At 44.6% G+C, this 19,433-nt stretch carries 17 protein-coding genes; 12 read left to right on the top strand and 5 right to left on the bottom strand.

Annotated elements, in window-relative coordinates:
* Positions 1-46: 46 nt before the first annotated feature.
* Positions 47-2,209, bottom strand: coding sequence for a response regulator (locus AC0L6N_RS12220; protein ID WP_473474873.1), 2,163 nt, complete (start codon positions 2,207-2,209; stop codon positions 47-49).
* A gap of 251 nt (positions 2,210-2,460) precedes the next feature.
* Positions 2,461-3,276 carry a hypothetical protein gene (locus AC0L6N_RS12215; RefSeq protein WP_473474871.1) on the bottom strand — a complete coding sequence of 272 codons (816 nt, stop codon included), beginning with the start codon at positions 3,274-3,276 and terminating at the stop codon, positions 2,461-2,463.
* Between the two features lie 299 nt (positions 3,277-3,575).
* On the opposite strand from AC0L6N_RS12215, the gene AC0L6N_RS12210 reads away from it, so the two are divergent.
* On the top strand, positions 3,576-3,950 hold the full coding sequence (locus AC0L6N_RS12210) for a cysteine-rich CWC family protein (RefSeq protein ID WP_473474870.1): 375 nt from the start codon (positions 3,576-3,578) through the stop codon (positions 3,948-3,950).
* A gap of 155 nt (positions 3,951-4,105) precedes the next feature.
* Here AC0L6N_RS12210 and AC0L6N_RS12205 read toward each other — a convergent pair whose 3' ends face one another.
* Positions 4,106-5,020: a homocysteine S-methyltransferase family protein gene (locus tag AC0L6N_RS12205; protein WP_473474868.1), complete on the bottom strand. Its 915-nt coding sequence runs from the start codon at positions 5,018-5,020 to the stop codon at positions 4,106-4,108.
* A gap of 377 nt (positions 5,021-5,397) precedes the next feature.
* On the opposite strand from AC0L6N_RS12205, the gene AC0L6N_RS12200 reads away from it, so the two are divergent.
* On the top strand, positions 5,398-5,583 hold the full coding sequence (locus tag AC0L6N_RS12200) for an SEC-C metal-binding domain-containing protein (RefSeq protein WP_473474866.1): 186 nt from the start codon (positions 5,398-5,400) through the stop codon (positions 5,581-5,583).
* Positions 5,584-6,009: 426 nt separating this feature from the next.
* On the opposite strand, the gene AC0L6N_RS12195 is transcribed toward AC0L6N_RS12200, so the two are convergent.
* Both AC0L6N_RS12195 and AC0L6N_RS12190 read right to left on the bottom strand, forming a co-directional pair.
* Positions 6,010-7,200: a flagellar assembly protein T N-terminal domain-containing protein gene (locus AC0L6N_RS12195; protein WP_473474864.1), complete on the bottom strand. Its 1,191-nt coding sequence runs from the start codon at positions 7,198-7,200 to the stop codon at positions 6,010-6,012.
* Positions 7,201-7,944: a flagellar basal body L-ring protein FlgH gene (locus AC0L6N_RS12190; RefSeq protein ID WP_473474863.1), complete on the bottom strand. Its 744-nt coding sequence runs from the start codon at positions 7,942-7,944 to the stop codon at positions 7,201-7,203.
* Between the two features lie 196 nt (positions 7,945-8,140).
* Here AC0L6N_RS12190 and AC0L6N_RS12185 point away from each other — a divergent pair, with 196 nt between their 5' ends.
* From AC0L6N_RS12185 to AC0L6N_RS12140, 10 genes are all read left to right on the top strand, one after another.
* Positions 8,141-9,286, top strand: a complete 1,146-nt coding sequence (locus AC0L6N_RS12185; RefSeq protein ID WP_473474861.1) for a hypothetical protein — start codon at positions 8,141-8,143, stop codon at positions 9,284-9,286.
* A gap of 119 nt (positions 9,287-9,405) precedes the next feature.
* Entirely contained in the window at positions 9,406-10,758 is a 1,353-nt protein-coding gene (locus tag AC0L6N_RS12180) for an alpha-amylase family glycosyl hydrolase (protein WP_473474859.1), read from the top strand.
* 133 nt (positions 10,759-10,891) lie between these two features.
* The gene (locus AC0L6N_RS12175) at positions 10,892-13,015 is read left to right on the top strand and encodes an ATP-dependent DNA helicase (RefSeq protein ID WP_473474857.1); all 2,124 of its coding nucleotides are present in this window, start codon (positions 10,892-10,894) and stop codon (positions 13,013-13,015) included.
* Positions 13,012-13,716 carry a tRNA (adenosine(37)-N6)-threonylcarbamoyltransferase complex dimerization subunit type 1 TsaB gene (gene tsaB, locus AC0L6N_RS12170; protein WP_473474855.1) on the top strand — a complete coding sequence of 235 codons (705 nt, stop codon included), beginning with the start codon at positions 13,012-13,014 and terminating at the stop codon, positions 13,714-13,716. The genes AC0L6N_RS12175 and tsaB overlap by 4 nt, the downstream gene beginning before the upstream one ends.
* Positions 13,717-13,911: 195 nt before the next feature.
* On the top strand, positions 13,912-14,223 hold the full coding sequence (locus tag AC0L6N_RS12165) for a hypothetical protein (RefSeq protein ID WP_011575576.1): 312 nt from the start codon (positions 13,912-13,914) through the stop codon (positions 14,221-14,223).
* A gap of 197 nt (positions 14,224-14,420) precedes the next feature.
* Positions 14,421-15,017: a Slp family lipoprotein gene (locus AC0L6N_RS12160; RefSeq protein WP_011575575.1), complete on the top strand. Its 597-nt coding sequence runs from the start codon at positions 14,421-14,423 to the stop codon at positions 15,015-15,017.
* A 114-nt stretch (positions 15,018-15,131) separates the two neighbouring features.
* A complete protein-coding gene (locus AC0L6N_RS12155; protein ID WP_473474853.1) occupies positions 15,132-16,064 on the top strand; it encodes an alpha/beta fold hydrolase in 933 nt (310 codons plus the stop codon).
* A gap of 151 nt (positions 16,065-16,215) precedes the next feature.
* Entirely contained in the window at positions 16,216-17,874 is a 1,659-nt protein-coding gene (fadD, locus tag AC0L6N_RS12150; protein ID WP_473474851.1) for a long-chain-fatty-acid--CoA ligase FadD, read from the top strand.
* Between the two features lie 78 nt (positions 17,875-17,952).
* Positions 17,953-19,125, top strand: a complete 1,173-nt coding sequence (gene rnd, locus AC0L6N_RS12145; RefSeq protein ID WP_473474849.1) for a ribonuclease D — start codon at positions 17,953-17,955, stop codon at positions 19,123-19,125.
* The gene (locus tag AC0L6N_RS12140; protein ID WP_473474848.1) at positions 19,118-19,405 is read left to right on the top strand and encodes a YcgL domain-containing protein; all 288 of its coding nucleotides are present in this window, start codon (positions 19,118-19,120) and stop codon (positions 19,403-19,405) included. Before rnd ends, AC0L6N_RS12140 begins: the two co-directional genes overlap by 8 nt.
* Positions 19,406-19,433: the final 28 nt, after the last annotated feature.

Below are 19,433 nucleotides of genomic sequence, written 5' to 3'. Positions count from 1 at the left end.
ACGGGGAAATGGCGAATTCCATCGCCAGTATAAACTAGTCATTTTTTTACTTTATATGCCGTTTAATGGTGGCCAATAAGGCCTGTTTCTCAACAGGTTTAGAAATAAAGTCGTTCATTCCAGCCTCTACGCAGTGCTCTCTGTCTTCGACAAACGCATTGGCTGACAAAGCAATGATAGGATTCGTAAAGTTCATTTCCCTTCTTAATTTTTGAGTAGCGGTGATGCCATCCATTACAGGCATGTGCATATCCATCAAAATTAGGTCATATTGTTCGAAAATACAGGCCTGCAATGCTTTCTCGCCGTCAGTGGCAATAACGATTTGATAGCCCGCGCCTTCAAGCATGACTTTGACCACTTCTGCATTAATTTCGTTGTCCTCTACGATCAGAACTTTATGTTCTGGCTGTTCCTCTTCGATAGAGGTGTGCTGGCGAGAATAGAAGTTCTGCAGCTTCTTTAAGTCGCTCTCTAACTCTTGCCTTACAATAGGTTTTGCATGGGTGCGCCAAATCAAATCACGTACAGATGTAGAGCAGTCAAGATGCTCTATTACCGCCGATACAATGATGATATGGGGTAGCTTGCTTAATTGCCGATCTCTTAGTGTTTCGACCACATCCACGCCGGTTATTTCAGGCATCGACAGGTCAAGCAGCAAAACGTCGAACTGAGATATATCGCTAGCTAAGAAGTCTTCTGCATTATCGAATGTGTTAGGTAAGCACCCTAAAGACGTGACGATATGCTGAATATACTCTCGACTGGTTTGTAGATCGTCCACAATTGCACAGCGTAATGTTTGTTTCGAATAAATATTTTCGACCTGTTTGTCATCGATTTCTATCGGTACGGAAAACGTAAAGCAACTGCCTTTGTCCACTTCGCTTTGTACGGTTAATTTTCCGCCCATCAAGTCAGTCAGTTGTTTGGCGATAGATAAACCTAGACCCGTGCCACCGTGTATACGGGTAGTTGATTGGTCTGCTTGTTCGAATTTATTGAATATAGTTCGTGTCTTTTCAGGGGGGATGCCAATTCCTGTGTCTTGCACATCGATTGTTAACCAGTGGCGCTTCTCTGCGATAAACACCCCAATTCTCAAGGTCACTGTGCCTTGTTGCGTAAACTTAATCGCGTTACTTAATAAGTTGTGTAAAATTTGCGCTATGCGAGTAGGATCTCCCACAATATACGCAGGTAGATTGGTTTGTTTTTGATAATTAAAGGCTAATTTTTTTAAGCGACAATTAGCCGATTGTACAGAGGTTACGTCGTCCATCAGTTGTAACAAATCGACAGATGTGCGCTCAATACGTAGTTTACCTGCTTCAATTTTCGATAGATCAAGGACGTCATTGATCAACACTAACAGTTGCCTACCGGCATTTTTAGCTTTCTTTAAATATTCCCCACTTTTGTGAGGATTATCGATGGCTAGTTCCATCATACCGAATAAACCATTCATGGGCGTGCGAAGTTCGTGGCTCATGCTGGCAAGGAATTCCGATTTAGCTTTACTTGCATCAATAGCTTCTGCTTGCGCTTTTTTAGATGTCGATAGAGCGTCTTTTAACGATGCCAGCGCAAACGTGATTTGTTGCTCCATCGGTCTGAAAATAAATATGGCCTCACACAGTAGTAGCAGTAAAGTGAAACCCCATAAAAACATTTCTATATTCTCAACGCGTTGAACCCTGGCCGTTGCAGCATCTTCAAAGGCCTTTACTGCCTGATCAAATCTCAATAGTAATGCATCACTATTTTGTGCATCAAAGTGATGTGGTGGAGCAATGCAAGTGGAGTCAAGTTTTAGGAATGTGTTTGCTTCATCTGCATATCGCATGCTTGCCAATTCTAATGCGTGCTCGCCATAGTATAAGTCGTGTATCGAGGGAGGAATATTAGGCAAATTAGTTAAATAAACATGGTTGGCTTTAAACTGACTTAGCGCGCTTTTTAGGGTGTTTTTGGTCGTGCTAACCATTAGTTCATCATCAGGGCAAGTTGATAGGCGATATATGGAAAGGGCTATCCGTTGGGACAACATCCTTTGTTGACCGGCTACGTTTATCACGTATGCATCAGTAGCCTGTGCGTTGAAAATATATTTGAGGGTCAGAGCTGAACCACTAACAGTTGCGGCAACTAATGAGAGGGCTAATATGTAACGCGCGCGAATCGATAAGCCTGCCTTTGCTGCCAAAATCCTTGCTCCTGTGGCCTATGTTATTTAAGCGAAAGCGGTTCTCGCTTTCACATAGGTTCTCAAAATCGTTCGTTTAAGTCCATGAGTTATAAAAGCGGATAGCAAAGATAAGTATCAATTACCTATTTACACCACGCAGCACCAGTCTAGACCCGCCTGAAAATATGGGCAATTAACAAAAACAAATCAAGGTTAATAAATTGGTCGAATAATGCCCGCTGATTAAATAGGCGGGTGGGAACTTTATGTCACTTTAGTCTCGTCGCAATGACACTTCTTGAATATAAAATAAGCATGGCACAGGAAAAGATCCATATCAGATTAGGTGCAGAAACAGCTGTCGCTGGGCTAGCGACTACACGAGATAAATTGAACCTTAAACTAGAGTCAAATTGGCTATCTCTGCCACCCGATAGCGGTAATAGAGTTTGGTTATAAGAGAACAGTCCTGAACCTGCCTTACCATTATTATCACTACCATCATTTTCCCAGATAAAAGTTTGAAGCCAATTCGGTTGGGGCTCAACACCGCCGATGCTAGGACCGAAGTCTTGCAAGAAATCATTCACGCTGTCTGAGAAGTCAATGGAAATTCGTTGGCTAAAATACAAGTCACCTTGGGGAGTTTGGGTTTCAATATTTTCGTTATCGCTCAGGTAAAGCGAGTCTGTTACAGGCTTATTAAATTGATCTAAGCCGCTGTAATATTCTAAGTACTCATTGGTATTCCAACCGCTATGCAGCGCGTTGTAGTCGTTTTCACCAGATATTGAATAGGTTTGATTGGCGATATTGATACTCGAAACCAGTGCGCCAGGTCCATAATCGATATTATCCCACCAGTAGAACGAGGTTTCTTCACGACCGTGAGAGGCGCGCTCAACATCCATCAAAAAATAACCCGTTATCTCAACGCCAATTAATTCGATTGGATCCCACACTTGACTGGCATTGTTTTCTACTTGCGTTACTTGGCCAGTAAATGCGAATTTCATCATTGAAGCTGCGGAGGAAAATGATACGAATAGTATTGATATGAGAGGTAGCAATAAAGATCTTTTCATGGTTATTCCTTAAGCATAGAAAGTGCTATTAATGTACGTAATTGCAATTGACTTAGCGAGCTGGTCGCATAGCTTTGTTAGCATATTTTGCTATTAAAAATGGATTTGTTAGCCTCAAACTGCAATACACCTTGTGGAGTGTATTCTTACCGATTATCCAGTCTTTGGTGAAGTTATTACTATTTACAATGGTAATGAAACTTTTCGCGTCATCATTTCGGACCATAATTTCGCGTCATAATAATGTTGCTTAGGTTAAACTAAGCGCAAAAGGAGAACACTATTTGTTGGTTATATGAATGAAACTACCCCGTAACTTCCCGCCTGAAGATGTCCTTGCTGATGTGAATACGCGCTGCCCATTTTGCCAGCTGGGTAATAGGTGTTTGAGCGCTCAAATTAAAAATGCTCAGGTGAAAAGTGTTCTGGTTGATGGGGTTTCATCTAGGACTATAAATGCTGGTGTTTCCATTGATCAATTACCTCCTGAGAGAGGCATGTCTTTGTCGCCTGCGCAATCTGCACCCTGTTGGTGTTTTGTGCAAAAAATACCACAGTCTCTGATTGATTTGGTGCCAGCTAGCAGTCAACACAGGCATTGCATTTGTCAGCGCTGTGTTAACGCTTTTGAAAGTGACCCAGTGGCGTTTCAGCAAAGGTATTGCAGTGGTTAAACTAGTGGTTAATCTCGGAACTGTTTTTCATATAATCCCTTCCCATTAAACCTATGGCGCTAAAGAACCTAAATAGTCTCTTAAGCGGGCATAGTGAATAGTGTTGTTCGTCACGGCCACACGTTCAAGAACCATTGGCCTTTAAAGGGAAAGGCTTATACCAAGCCTTCACTTTGCAACTTGCTGTGTAGCGCCTTGATGTGGTCGGGGCCAATTTCACAACAACCACCAATGATAGAGGCACCGTTTTGCACCCAATGCATTGCATGAGCAGCGTAGTGTTCTGGGCTCATATCCTTGCGCATTTCTAATTCTTCTACTGTGTCGCCAGGGTATAACGCATCGATTGAGACAAAACCATTTGCGTAGGCCCCTATTTTCGCATTCGATTGTTGCATTAAAGACCAACTAGCGCTGATGGCCTCTGGTAGGCTGCAATTGAGCAGTATGGCATCTGGCGAAAGTGCTTTTAATGCGTCCAGTGCGTCTTTCAACAATTCGCCGCTGCGCAGCTGATCTGGCTCAGTGTCACTGACTGTAAACGCTACCCAAACGGGTTTGCCGCTTTCTTTGGCCGCCGTGCAGGCCGCTCGGGCTTCACAAATCGACGACATTGTTTCGCAAATAAAGATATCACTGCCAAGCGATTGCAATGCTACCAATTGACGGTAGCTCACCAGCGAGTCTTCAAACGATAAAGACACTTCAGGGTGATAGCTTGCCACCAACGGCGGCAAGCTACCGGCAATCATTACATCATCTCTTTGGGTAAGCGCAATCGCCTCTTGAGCGGCGCGCATCGCCGCATCATGTAAATGCACTAATTGCTCAAATTGGTTTTCACGCTTAAGGCGTTGTGGGGTAGCGGTATAGGTGTTGAGTGTAATGACGCGAGCACCGCTGTTGATAAACTCCCGATGTAAATCTCTGACTAGCTCTGGTTCATTAAGCATAATATCAGCCGACCACATAGGGGTGACGTCGCGAGAACTTCGGCGCAGTAATTCTTGGCCCATGCCGCCATCTAGTATGGTAATTGTACTTTTACTCGTACTTGTACTCGTACTCATTAAACTTCCTACAATTTAAATATTGGTAACGCCAAGAAACAGCACCATATGATGCCTTATTTCGGTGTTAAGTTCAGTGGATAACGATGCGTATTTTTGTCATCAGGTATGTCATGAGTGTCAATGCGCTATTTCATTTACTTAGCGTGTTTTGGCGGGGCCAAAATTGGAGTCCACGTTTTTCACAGCGCCAGTGTTGGTCGAGGCTAATGAAAGCGCTTGGTCTAAGTCTATACAGGGAAATATTTTATTGATATATCAAGTAAGCTTGGGGTTTAGAAATCTTGTTATTTTCTATAGGGTGATAAGTGGACCTAGCATTTAAATTCAGCGTTAAGAATCAGTGTGTAAATTTTGAAAGAGGGTGAATAGAAAATATGAATCAGAATACCGAAAGCGGATCGAACCAATCTGTCGCGACCAAAGGGGCAGGTTGTACCAACACGAGCTGTTGCCCACCTTCTAGTCCAATTGTGCGAGCCGCACCAAAAGTAGGGCGTAACGACCCATGTATTTGTGGGAACGGGCGTAAATATAAAAAGTGTTGCGGAAAAAATGCCTAATACCAATTCGGGTAAGTAATTACCCACTCAGCGTAAATTTACAAGGGACTGACCAAATCGTTTGAATGATAGCCGTTAAAATATAAAGATACCCATGAAACATTCGAGCGTTTTTTGTCGTGGGTGTATCTGATTAGGCGATTCTCTTAAGCAATCGATTAATATGGAGGAAGCACTTGAAGAGGCCGGAAACGCCTTTGAATGTGTGAAACTTGGAACCGGTGGCCACGATTTATTGTTGCACTATGATGAAGTGACAAACACGATAGCAATCTGGTTTAGAAACCACATGTGAGTCAGCAATGAAGAGCAGAAAAGTCTCATGCATTCTTCGATTATATGAGGTTCTCGTTTCGGCCCTGATTCAACTTTCCTTAAGAGCCGTCAGGTGGGAGTGCTCTTAATACCTCGCAAGAGGACTTGCTCTTAATAGCCCGCAAGCGGGCTGACGAGGTCAAACAAATTGCTGTTGTCGAAAAGGCTGGCGTCTTTGCTGGTCAACGTGGCGGTTTGTGCATCTACACTGACTACGGTTAATACGTGTTCGTCTTCGTTGGTCAATGTGTTGAACATATCACCATTTTGACCGGGTATAGCTTCGCTTTTAATCAGTTGAAATCTGTCTCCGCTTGCGACGCCCATTTCACTACCAATATTAATCACTATCTGTTGATTGTTTTTGTGAATGATTTGACCAAGTGATTTTTGGCAGGTGAGGGTATTGCTGATATCAATGACCGCGCTATTGATCGTATTCAATACGACGCGGCCGTAATCGCTGCGCCAAAAAAGACTATTGTAGGTATCGACCGGGTAGGTGGCAGCAAAGCTCCAATCGGCTTCACCGTGATAACTCTGATTCACCAACATCTTGTTGTTAAATGCATCAAATAAATACAGTTGCATAGTGAAGTTGCGCCTAAGGGCCACATCATCGCTGATCAAGCCTTTAGTGGTTTGCTCAAAAAGACTAATGTCTCTGATATAGCCAAACAGCACAAATTGGCTGTGATACTGATTTGCCAGATGACGAGCGGTCTGGGAAATGTACCCAAAGGTAGGCTCTTGCAGCACGCTTTTAGGAATAAAGACCTGATTAATCAGTTGTACTTTTGCCACCAATTCATCCGAGAATAACTGCTGCTCTACACGTTTACTGACCTGTGGCCCTAGATCAAAAATAGCGCCGTAGCTGGCTTGAGCAGGTTTTAGCACGGGCAGTTGGGTAACAAGCAAGGCGCGCATGTAGTTGTCATGGCTACAATCAAAAAGTGGTTCAATATCGACTTTCACGTACACGTGTAAAACATCATCGATAACTTCTTCACTGAGAATTTCGACGCGCCTGATTTTACCTTCACTGCGCAATTCGGTTTTGCTACTTTGCAATAAACCATCGAGTGAAATGTCTTTGGCGGTGATCATGATGCCATGCTGAAAAGAAGCATCGGCAATGGCATTTTTAATCGCCGCCGCGCGAATAACGTTAAGATCCACTCCGTCAACGGCCAACTGTGAATTCCCTTGGTACCATACCGCTAGGGTTTGCTGATTGTATAAACCAAGCACGAGAAGAGGAAGTAAGTGAGCAAAAAGTGCTCGGCGTAACGCGTTCATTTATTCTAAAATACCGAAAAGTTTGCCTAACAAAGATGACTCTTGATTGTCTTGTTGCTCGCCTTTGCCGCTAAATTCGATACGTGAATTTCCCACTTTTACGGAACTGACGGTGTTGTCGTTACTGATATCTGTAGGGCGAATCTCCCCGGAAAAACGGATGAATTCTTCACCTTTATTTAGCGTCATCCACTTTTCACCAGCCACGAGTAAATTTCCGTTGGGCATGATTTCAAGCACGTAAACCGTGACATCACCTTCTAAGGAATTGTCTTGCTTGGTTTCTGCTGAGCTATCAAACTCGTTTTCTTGCTCAAAATCCGCATTAAGTTTATCACCATTGATTTGCAGCGGACCTGCATTCACGGTGACAGGATCAAGGGTGAAATTACCGCTTTTATCTCGGCTGTAATTCAAGGTTTTCTTGGACGAGGTCTTCTCAGCCAATTCAACTAATATCATGTCCCCTACACGGTAACGATTATTGCGTTGATACAAACCAACTAAGTTGTCGGGATCAAACAGCGAACCAGTAGGTACTTTAACCGCAGGAAAAGGGTCTACTCGCACCGGTCGAAATTCAGGATTTCCGCGCTCAATTTCGGTCTTCGTCGGCTGAATAGCGCGTTGCTTCACATTGGGGTTAGTAGGGCTACTGGCGATAACCTGTTCTTCATTTGATACGGGGGTACTGCAAGCCGTGACAAGGAACATCACAGATAGCATTAAGACTCTGATTAACATGACTTTAACTTCAAATAGAAAGCGAATAATTATGTTCGCATATTCGCTTGAAGCTTGTCTGTCTGACTTGTGTCAAGGTTGTGTAATGAAGGGTCAACTTTGCAAAGATAGGTAAATTATCTGCTTGGTTCTGGATTAGTCTGGTATGAGTGACATTGCTATGAAAATTAAATAATTACGTTAATCAGGGGACAGGGTGAGCATCATTGATCAATTCTCGTTAAGTCAATTTACCGAGCCAAACACATCAGTACTATCCAATGTACCCAATGATACGCAATCAACAGAAAATGAAACTGCCTTATCTTCACTTGGAAGCGGCACAGGGGTTGGTGCGTATTTTGCGGATATTTTGGCTAGCCTGCAAGGCTCAGCCAGCGAATTCATGGGGAATGATACGGCTAGCGCCCTTACGCAAAAAGCGACTTCAACAGCACAAAATAGCAGCTCTGGTGACTCCGCTCTGACTACCGGGGTCGCCTCGGGCGTGGCGGCTACAAGTCTATTTTCCTCACTTTTATCGGGTAATAAAGAGACCGATGGTAGCGCTGCGTCATCTAACGTCATCGATGCGTCGTCGAGTGCTATCGCCTCAGGTAGCTCGCTTATCAGTGCTGCTTTGAGTGCAGATGAAAGCATCGCGAAAATTCAGCAACAATTGATGGCCTCTCTTAATGCTAATTTGTTCAGCGGATTGCTAGGTGATGGCGCAATCACTGACGGTACTGGGGACTCGACGAGCGGACTACTCGCAGGCATTGGCACGTCTTTTTTGGACGACTCACTTTCGGATGAGTCACTTGCCACTATGCAGTCAAATTTATTGACCAGTTTGCATACTAGTTTGTTTAGTGGTCTGACTGACTCAGCCAGCAGTTCACAAACTTCCACGGATGAATCTAGCCTCTTAACTGCGTCAAAGAATACCGTGACGGATGCTCAGGCCAGTTATTCGTTCTTACAGAACATGAGTGAGCTGTCTTTTGGTGAAGATGGATTCGGCCTAAATGAATTTTTTGATACAGTAAATATTGCACAGCACGTGCCCATTATTTCTAGTCTTTACCAAGATATGACCGGCGAAGCGATGAGCGCAGCGGCCAGTTTGGCAGGTGGATTTTTATACGGTGGACCTACCGGCTTAGCCTTATCTGCGGCTGATTTGATGGTCAAAGGGGTAACTGGCTCAACGGTCAGTGATGCGATTGTCGATTTCGATTATGCAGGTACGTTCTTCGGCGACAACATAGAGGCGTCGGCCGCACAAGAAGCGTTAAAGACCACAGAAGAGCCAATTGAAGAATCGACGAATGCCTATCAGTTTGTGTCTCGTCTTTTCTAAAAGCGCTATCTTTAGCCGTATTATTTGAAAGCGACCCAAGCGCAAATTTAAAATACGCATGATGATTGCATACGCAAAGAGACCACCATTTTCATTTGCGCTAAAAAGTTGGAGTCTCTATGCCTAACACCGAACCATCTGCTCATTCATCTTCTGCTCATGCGTCCAATTTAACTGATCATCAGCCCCAGTCACCGGTGAAAATCCAAGCGCCAAGCTGGTGCAAAGATGCAGTTATCTATGAAATCAACCTTCGCCAATTTACCCCCGAAGGTACGTTTAGCGCGGCTGAGGGGCACTTGCCACGTTTAAAGCAACTCGGTGTACGTATTTTATGGCTCATGCCCATTCATCCTATCGGCAAAAAAAACCGTAAAGGTTCCTTGGGCAGTCCTTATGCTGTGCAAGATTACTTCGCGCTAAACTCTGAGTTTGGTGGTCTTGATGATATGTGCCATTTTGTTGAAATCGCACACGAGTTAGGCTTTTACGTCATCGTTGACTGGGTGGCAAATCATAGTGCTTGGGACAATATTTTAGTTGAACAGCACCCCGACTGGTACGCCAAAAACCACGAGGGTGATTTCACGCCTACGCCTTGGTGGGACTGGGACGATATAATCGATTTTGATTACTCTGTACCTGAACTTCGTGCCTACATGGCCAGCGCAATGCGTTACTGGATTAAGGAAACCGACATAGATGGTTACCGCTGTGATGTCGCTGGGTTCGTTCCCCAAGACTTTTGGGCCCAAGTGCGTGAGGAGCTAAGTGACATAAAGCCAGTTTTCATGCTGGCTGAATGGGAAGCCCGTGACGTGCACTACGACGCATTTGATATGAGTTACGCGTGGTCGTGGAATGAAGCCATGCACGGCATCGCCATGGGAAAGCTACCGCTGAGTAAACTTTACAAATATTATTCTTGGAATGAAAAAACTTACCCCAAAGCATCAATGCGGATGACCTTTGTCAGTAATCACGACAAAAACGCGTGGGACGGAACGCAATTTGAGCAATTCGGCGATGCATTAGCGTGCGCCATTGTGCTGTCAGTGCTGGGGGAGGGAATGCCGCTGATTTACAATGGCCAAGAAGCTGGTAATCCAAAACGTTTGGCTTTTTTTGAGCGCGACCCTATCCATTGGCGTACCCACAAAATAGGTGATTTTTATACTGATTTGATCGCCCTAAAAAAAGCGCACAGTGCCTTGCACAATGGTCAGTGGGGCGCACGTATGATCCCTGTGATGAACTCCCATGCCGACAAAGTGTTCAGTTTTGTACGCCAAGACGAGACAAGTAAAGTGCTGGTGCTACTTAACTTTAGCGGCGAGTCACTAACGGTATCGCTGTTATCGAATATCGCGTTTGGGCGAGTTACCGATTGGTTGAGCGGTGAGCGAATAGAGCTGACAAATAGGTGTGAATTAAGTCTAGGGGCGTGGGGATGGCAGGTTTTTACGTCGTGACCTAAGCGCTGATTAGCCAGCGAAATACCAGCGTCAGAATTAATGCGTTAAAGGGCGATTAATCTCTGAAAAGCGTTCGATAATTTGGCATAATCCCTCTCTTTTTTATTTAAAGGTACGTGCGCTGCTCGTTATGTCCAAGTCTTCTAAACTGTTTGCCCAAGATGGCATTTTATCTCAAGTGATCCCCGGATTCACAGTACGCCAAGCGCAAACCGATATGGCGAATGCGGTAGAAGAGGCTATCGAGCATAAATCCCCACTGATTGTTGAGGCGGGTACCGGCACAGGTAAAACCTTTGCGTATTTAGCGCCAGCACTACAATCGAAGAAAAAAACCATTGTGTCTACGGGGACCAAAAACCTGCAAGAACAGCTCTACCACAGAGACTTGCCCCTGATTAAAAAAGCCATCGGGGTAAACGGCAAAATTGCGCTGCTAAAAGGGCGTTCAAACTACTTATGTTTGCACCGCCTGCGTCAGCACGGTGGCAGCAGTACCTTACTTGATAAAACAACCATGGTGGAGCTGTCTGATGTGCGCCGCTGGGCGACATCGACTAAAACCGGCGACATGGGGGAAATGAAAACCCTCGCCGAAGATGCCAAAGTCTTACCGTTTGTGACTTCTACGGTGGATAATTGCTTAGGTAAAGATTGCCCCGACTACGAAGACTGCTACATGATCAAAGCGCGGCGCAAAGCCCTCGATGCTGATTTGGTCGTGGTCAATCACCATTTGTTTTTTGCTGACATGGCGCTAAAAGACACCGGCTTTGGCGAGCTTATTCCAGAAGCTGATGTGGTCATATTCGATGAGGCTCATCAGATACCGGATATTGCCAGTGAGTATTTTGGTGAAGCGCTATCAAGCAGACAATTGCATGACTTAAGCCGTGATTTGGAGTTGGTGTATCGCACGTCTTTAAAAGACGCTAAGCAGTTACACAGCGCCGGTGAAAAATGCAAAATGATCTCTGCCGACTTACGTTTATTGTTTCCCGAGCAAGCGCAAAAAGGGAATTGGCGAGACATGTTGGCGCGCAATGATGTACAAACCCAAATCAGTAAGTTGATTGACTCGTTAGATGTGTTGTACGAAGTGATCAAATTGCATTTGAGTCGCGACAAAGACTTAGACAGTATTTTTGAGCGAGTCAGTGATGCCAGAATGAAGCTAACGCGCCTCACCGATGCCAACCAAAAGGGCGTGAGCTTGTGGTATGAAACCACCATGCGCCATATAGTGTTGCACCTAACACCGTTGAGCATCGCGGCGAAATTTTCTAAAATAGTCTCAACCCCTGAGCGTGCATGGATCTTCACCTCAGCCACATTAATGGTCGGTGATGCTTTTGATCATTTTCAGCGACAAATGGGCTTGCAACACGCTAAAACACTTTCGCTGGACAGCCCTTTTGATTACCAAAAACAGGCCATGTTGTGTGTCCCGCGTTTTTTACCTGAGCCCAATGCCAGAGAAATGCGGCAAACCTTGTTGGATATCTCCCTTAAGTTAATAGCGGCCAGTGGTGGGCGATGTTTTTTATTGTTCACCAGTCACGCCACTTTGCGCGCCATTGCCGGCATGCTGGAAGACAAGGTAGACAACCCTATTTTAGTGCAAGGCACAACGACTAAGCGTGCGCTTTTAGAGTCATATGTAAAAAGCGACAATGCTGTGCTGCTTGGCACTGGTGCATTTTGGGAAGGGGTGGATGTCAGAGGTAACGATTTAACGTGTGTTTTGATTGATAAATTGCCTTTCGCCTCACCGGATGATCCCTTGTTACAAGCGCGAATTGAAGATTGCCGTAAAGCCGGTGGCAACCCCTTTGGTCAGTTGCAAATCCCTCAGGCTGCGATTGCGTTAAAACAAGGGGCAGGGCGCTTAATTCGGGATGAAACAGACAGAGGGGTGCTGGTCATTTGTGATAATCGACTGGTGACCAAAGACTATGCGAAAACGTTTTTACGTAGTTTACCTGATATGAAACGCACGAGACATTTGCCAAATGCATTAGCCTTTCTTGAAGAGATCTATGAAGATGCTCAGCAAGCGAAGAAAGCACTTAAGGCTGCTAAAAAAACAGCGGATAATCAACGTCGGCAGAATGCAATAAACACTGAGGATCGAGCTAATGAAGAGTTTATCTCTCAAGAAATTACTCATGACAGTAGTCGAGACGTTAGTCAAAACGTTAGTCAAAACATAGCTGCCGGTACCAACGATATTTTAAAGAAGGAAGCACAATGAATCTGTTGATCATTGATACCGCAACAGAGGCTTGCTCAGTTGCACTTACTATTAACGGCCAACAATTTGACCAATTTGAAATTTGCCCTCAGCAACACAGTCAACGCATTTTGCCCATGATCGACGGTTTATTAAAAGAAGCCAGCGCCACCTTAAATGAGATTGACTATTTAGGGTTTGGACAAGGCCCGGGCAGCTTTACTGGGGTGCGTATTGCTACTGGAATTTTACAAGGTTTAGCCTTGGGCACAGATTTACACGTGGTCGGTGTTTCTACGCTTGCTGCTATGGCCCAGCAGGCGATAACCGAACATCAAGCGCAAGACGTATTTTGCGCCATTGATGCACGAATGGGAGAAGTGTACTTTGCTCACTATCAAGCGCAGAACGGCTTGGCGATGTTGATAGGCAGCGAGCAGGTCTTGCCCCCAGAGGAGGCTGCTGAAATCCTTGCGCAGAAATCCACTTCATTGTCGTTTGCTGTTGGCACCGGTTGGGCCGCCTATGATGCGTTACTGGCTGCATTAAATGATGAGCGTAAACCAACCATACTTGAAAGTGTGCTCTATCCTAATGCGAAATATATGCTGCCGTTAGTTGAAAATGCTGCAACAGCTGGGTTTGCCAAAGAGATCGAACAGGTAGAGCCAGTGTACCTGCGCGATAAAGTGACTTGGAAAAAACTGCCTGGGCGCGAATAAATGGCTTGGCTGGTTAATCGGTATGGTGTGTAAAACTGCCTAGGTGCTAAAAATAGCGAAGTCACTTAACCGTATGGCGAATAGTCAAGCCTATTAAACCTGTGCTATAAATAACAGATGGCAAATAAGCTATTGCCGAATCGAGTGATGTCACTGCTCGATACAGAATTTGTTTTCAATTGATAAGAGAACCACGTGAGAGTCGAATCGTCCGTTAGTGCCCTGCAAAGTCCATTAAACGACAAAGCAGTAAAGCGTAATAAGCAACAAGATAATGCCCAACAAGACGTGGCATCTGCTCTTGGTGGCGCTAAAGACGTACAGGAGATTATTCGAAGTGGCTCGGTGGAAGCATTTGATCAGGCTGAGACATTTCGTCAGCAAGCCAGCTCTGATGATAGCTCAACGTTTAGTTCACAAAATGCGATTGATACCTACCAGAGTGTGTCTAAAGAAGAACGTCGCAATGAAATTCAACAAATGCTAGGCGTTGATACCTTCGCTTGAGCGGCTGGCAAAACCCAATCCCTGTTAATCTCGTTCAATAATTCTGCTCCACGTTCCTCGCGTTCTGACGCTCTTTTGTCTTGATAAACCCCAGCTACTGTAACGTTTTGATACAAGCCTTTTAACTATTGTTAAGTTCTGCTTTAACCCGAACTGTAGTATCGTTGCCTCAATGATGTATTTTTGTCGAGGTGGTTATGTACACTAAAATCGGTTTCCTATTCGTTACTTTGTGGTTAGCGGGTTGTTCAACACTTCCTGAACAAATTCAGTTGCCTGATGAAACAAACTTGATTACTTATCAAGAAGCCGCTTCAAAGTCCAAAGAGGTATTGGGCCAGAAAGCCCGCTGGGGCGGGATTATCGCTAAGGTAGAAAATAAACCCAACGATACCCTAATCGAAATGGTTTACTACCCGTTACGCAGTTATGGCCGCCCATTACAAAGTGATGAGAGTATCGGGCGTTTTAGGGTTTACGTGAATGGCTTCTTAGATCCTATGGTGTACAAAAAAGGTCGCACCATGACCTTTACCGGTGATTTTGTTCGTTTAGAGAAAGGTATGGTAGGCGAGCATGAGTACGTATTCCCAACACTTGCTTCAACTGGCTATTACTTATGGAAAGAGATTCAGCAAGTTGATATGAATATGATCAGCGTTTGGCCTTATGATTACTGGCGATACGGTTGGTATAATCGCCCGTTTAATAATCGAGTGTTTTTACGCAGCACTCATCGCACTAGAAGTAGCCCGGCGAGCTCTAAACCCTCTGCTAAAACCAAGAGTAATTAATGTAACGTAACTTGGTTCAACGCTAGTTGACGTAAAGACAGCAGAGCAAACGGCTACTCACGTTATACCTTTTAATATTAGGTATTCTTGATAGCCGTTTTTTATGGAAGATTTATGCAAGCAAAAAGCACCCAAGAAAAGAGCACGACAGCAGTAAGGTCACAAGAACTAAGCTCACAACAATTAAGTACACTAGAAGCCAATGTGAGTGAGGTTGAATTTCCTTTACGAAATATCACGCTGCGCGGCCTAGCGTTCGGTGACCCGTCAAAACCGTTAATCGTTGCCCTGCATGGTTGGCTTGATAATGCCGCCACCTTTGAACCTCTGGCTGAATATTTATCGGATTATTATGTCATTGCACTGGATTTCGCTGGTCACGGTAAATCCGATCATCGCAGTAAAGATGCACATTATCATTTGGTGGATTTTGTTTACGATGTGCATGAAGTTGTTGAAACACAAGGCTGGGATAATTTCATTTTACTTGGGCACTCTATGGGCGGAATTGTCGGCTCAATGTACACCAGTTGCTTTCCCGAGAGAGTGAGTAAGTATATTACGATTGAATCTTTAGGGCCTGTTACTAAAGACAGTGAAAGCAGTCCTGAGCAATTACGCGAATCCATTGAAAGCCGGCTCAAAGGTGCAGCAAGTGAAGGTAAGCACCCGAGCAATAAGCAAAGCGTGATCCGCGCAAGAGCGATCGCGGGTGGTTTTTCTGATGAGTGCGCTCGTTTATTGGTTGAGCGAAATCTGTGTGAAGTAGAGGGGAAACTTGAATTCACCACTGACAGGCGCCTGAGAACATTTTCTTCATTACGATTGACCGAAGGCCAAGCGCAAGCGTTTTTAAAAGCTATTACTTGTCCGACCATTGTAATCATTGCTGATAACGGCTACGAAATTATGAAGAAAACCGCCGAATTACGAATAAACTTGTTAAAAGATGCAAAATTACTCAGCGTTGTGGGCTCACATCATCCACATTTGGATAATACGCAATCAGTTTCTGAGCATATTTTGCACTTCCTTCGCGAAAATTAACTATTTATAGGTAAAATGTTAATTATATGTAGGGATCTGCGTTTATCTTTACACGGGCTTTGGGTATTATGCGGCGCAATAAGTAGTATAATATCGTCGACCGGCGCGCTTGGGCGTTTTTCTTTGGTCGAGGTAGCGCCGAGGAGGCAATGTGGAAAAATCCTGGTTAAAGAGTTATGACGCTCGAGTACCTCATGAAATCAATCCTGATAGTTATGCGTCTATCGTTGATATTTTAGAGCAAGCAGTATCAACTTACGCTGATAGCGTAAGCTACATCAATCTAGGTAAATCAATTACCTTTAAAGAACTAGACCAGCAATCTAAGCAGTTTGCAGCGTATCTTCAGCATTCAGGGTTAAAGAAGGGCGATGCTGTCGCCATTATGATGCCTAATTTATTACAATATCCAGTTGCCTTATTCGGCGTACTACGCGCGGGTATGGTCGTGGTAAATGTGAATCCGCAATACACAGCGCGCGAACTAAAACATCAACTTAATGATGCAGACGCTAAAGCCATTGTGATCGTTGAAAATTTTGCTTGCACCCTAAGTGAAGTAATAGACGACACACCAGTTCAAACGGTCATGTTGACCCAAATTGGCGATATGTTGGGTTTTCCGAAAAAGTGGCTGACTAATCTCGTGGTGAAACATGTTAAGAAGATGGTGCCTGCTTTTTCTTTACCGTCAGCCATACACTTTATGGACGCGTTGAAAGAAGGGGCGAGCAAACGTTATGAGCGCCCAACCTTAACTGGCGATGACATCGCATTTTTGCAATACACTGGCGGCACAACTGGAGTGTCTAAAGGCGCTATGTTGAGTCACAGGAATATGGTGGCGAACTTAGAGCAAGCATCTGCTATTTTAAATACTGTCACGGTGCCCAATGAAGAGCTAGTGGTCACGGCATTACCGCTTTACCATATCTTTGCTTTGCAGGCGAACTGCCTATTGTTCTTAAAATTGGGCTGTGCCAACTTATTAATTACCAACCCCAGAGACATGCCGGCGTTTGTATCCGAGTTGGGTAAGTATCCCTTTACTGTGCTTACTGGGGTAAACACTCTATTTAATGGTTTGCTTAATACGCCAAGTTTCACCGAACTTGATTTCTCAAAGGTCAAATTCTCATTGGGCGGTGGTATGGCGGTACAACGCTCAGTCGCAGAACGCTGGTACAAGTTAACTGGACATGTGCTACTTGAAGGATATGGTTTAACCGAATGTAGTCCTATTGTCAGTGTGAACCCACCGCAATTGGAGCAATACAACGGCTCTATTGGCTTGCCATTACCCTCTACTGATATTCGCTTAGTGGATGATGACGGCGTTGACGTTGCGCCCGGTGAAGCAGGTGAGATGCTAGTAAAAGGACCACAAGTCATGGTCGGGTATTTAAACCGACCCGAAGCCACTGAAGAGATCATGCAAGATGGTTGGCTTGCTACAGGGGACATTGCCCGCTGTGATGAAGACGGATATTTCTACATAGTTGATCGCAAAAAAGACATGATTTTAGTCTCTGGCTTTAATGTTTTCCCGAATGAAATCGAAGAAGTTGCCGCGATGCATGACCATATTGTTGAAGTAGCTGCCGTGGGCATTCCCCATGAAGCGTCCGGTGAGGTTGTGAAACTTTACGCAGTGCGCCGTGAAGACAGTTTGTCAGAGCAAGATGTTATCGAACATTGCCGTAAACACTTAACCGGATATAAAGTTCCGAAAAAAGTTGAGTTCAGAGACGAGCTTCCAAAATCGAATGTTGGTAAGATACTCCGCAGAGAACTTCGCGACGAGAAATAATAGCGGCTCTGAGGCCAACACTATTGTTTTGTAGATAAACGCCGGCTTTTGCTGGCTTTTTTATTTGTTTGGAAACACGTGCAATATATTTCAATTACCACAGATGAAGCGTTGAACGCATACTGCGCTCAACTGGCAAAAGCCCAAGCGATTGCCGTAGATACAGAGTTTGTGCGAACACGCACTTTGTATCCACAACTCGGTTTAATTCAGATTTACGATGGGCAGCAAATCGCGCTTATCGATCCACTGGAAATAAGCGATTTCACTGCGCTAAAAGCGATTTTGACCGACGAAAATATCGTTAAAGTGTTGCACTCGTGTTCAGAAGACATCGAAACCTTTATTTGTGCGCTTGATATCGTTCCTCGTCCTATTTTTGATAGTCAATTCGCTGCTGCTATTACCGGCATGGGACCGTCTTTAGGGTATGCTAAGTTGGTAGAGGTGATGCTAGATATTCAGGTCGATAAAGGAGAGTCGCGCACAGATTGGCTTGCCAGACCTTTATCGCCTAAGCAGTGTCAATACGCGGCTTATGATGTGTTGTATTTGTTTCAGCTTTATCCCACGTTGCGTGATAAAACGCTTGCTCAAGGTCGCCAAGCTTGGGTGTTTGCCGAAATGGAAAACTTAACGCGCAAAAAGCTGAGTCAAGTTCCCTACGAATTACTCTACTTAAATATAAAGAATAACTGGCATGTAACCGGCAAATCCCTGTATGTGTTACAGCAATTAACCGCTTGGAGGGCCAAAGAAGCGCAGCAGCGTGATTTAGCCTTGAACTTTGTAGTTCGTGAAGCAAATTTGGTGGAGGTAGCGAAACGTCTTCCGGCAAGTAAAAACGCGCTGCATCAAATCAGTGGATTAACCCCTCAAGAAATTCGTATTAACGGTCAAGCAATGCTTGATATCGTAGCCGCCGCAGAGCATGTGGATGAATCAGCTTACCCCCAGCCAGTCGAACGCTTAGTCGATTTTTCACGCTTTAAGAAGGTCGCTGCAGCAGTGCGCCAAGTCTGCGTGCAAACAGCAGAAAAACTGGGTGTGCCGGTTGAGCTTATAGGCTCAAAAAAGCAAATCAATCAGTTGATAAAGTGGTGTTGGTTCCGTGATGACGATACGCGTGCGCAAGGTTTGTTGCCAGACTTATTAGAGGGCTGGCGCGGTGAGCATTTGCAGGCTGCACTGGCGAAGGTCGATGGTTTAAATATAGCCCAATCAATCAGTGAGGACTCAACCCATGCTTAATTTACTGTGCGCTGTGTATAAAAGTTCCAAGAAAGCGGATACCTACCTTTATGTGCCAGGGCGAGATGATTTTTCACGTGTGCCAGAGTCTTTGATGAAGATGTTTGGCGCCCCGCGTTTTATCATGATTATGCCTATCAAAAAAGATCGCACTTTGGGGCAAGTCGATATTCAAACCCTGCGTGATGAATTAACCAAAAATGGCTTCTATTTGCAGTTGCCACCCCCTGAAGAAAATCTACTGAAACAACATTTAGCCGCTCAAGCCCCAAAGGATTAATAACTTGGGAGGCTAGCCTTATTCATCT

The sequence above is a fragment of the Paraglaciecola sp. G1-13 genome (assembly GCF_055809255.1).
This window is presented reverse-complemented; position numbering and strand designations above follow the sequence as displayed.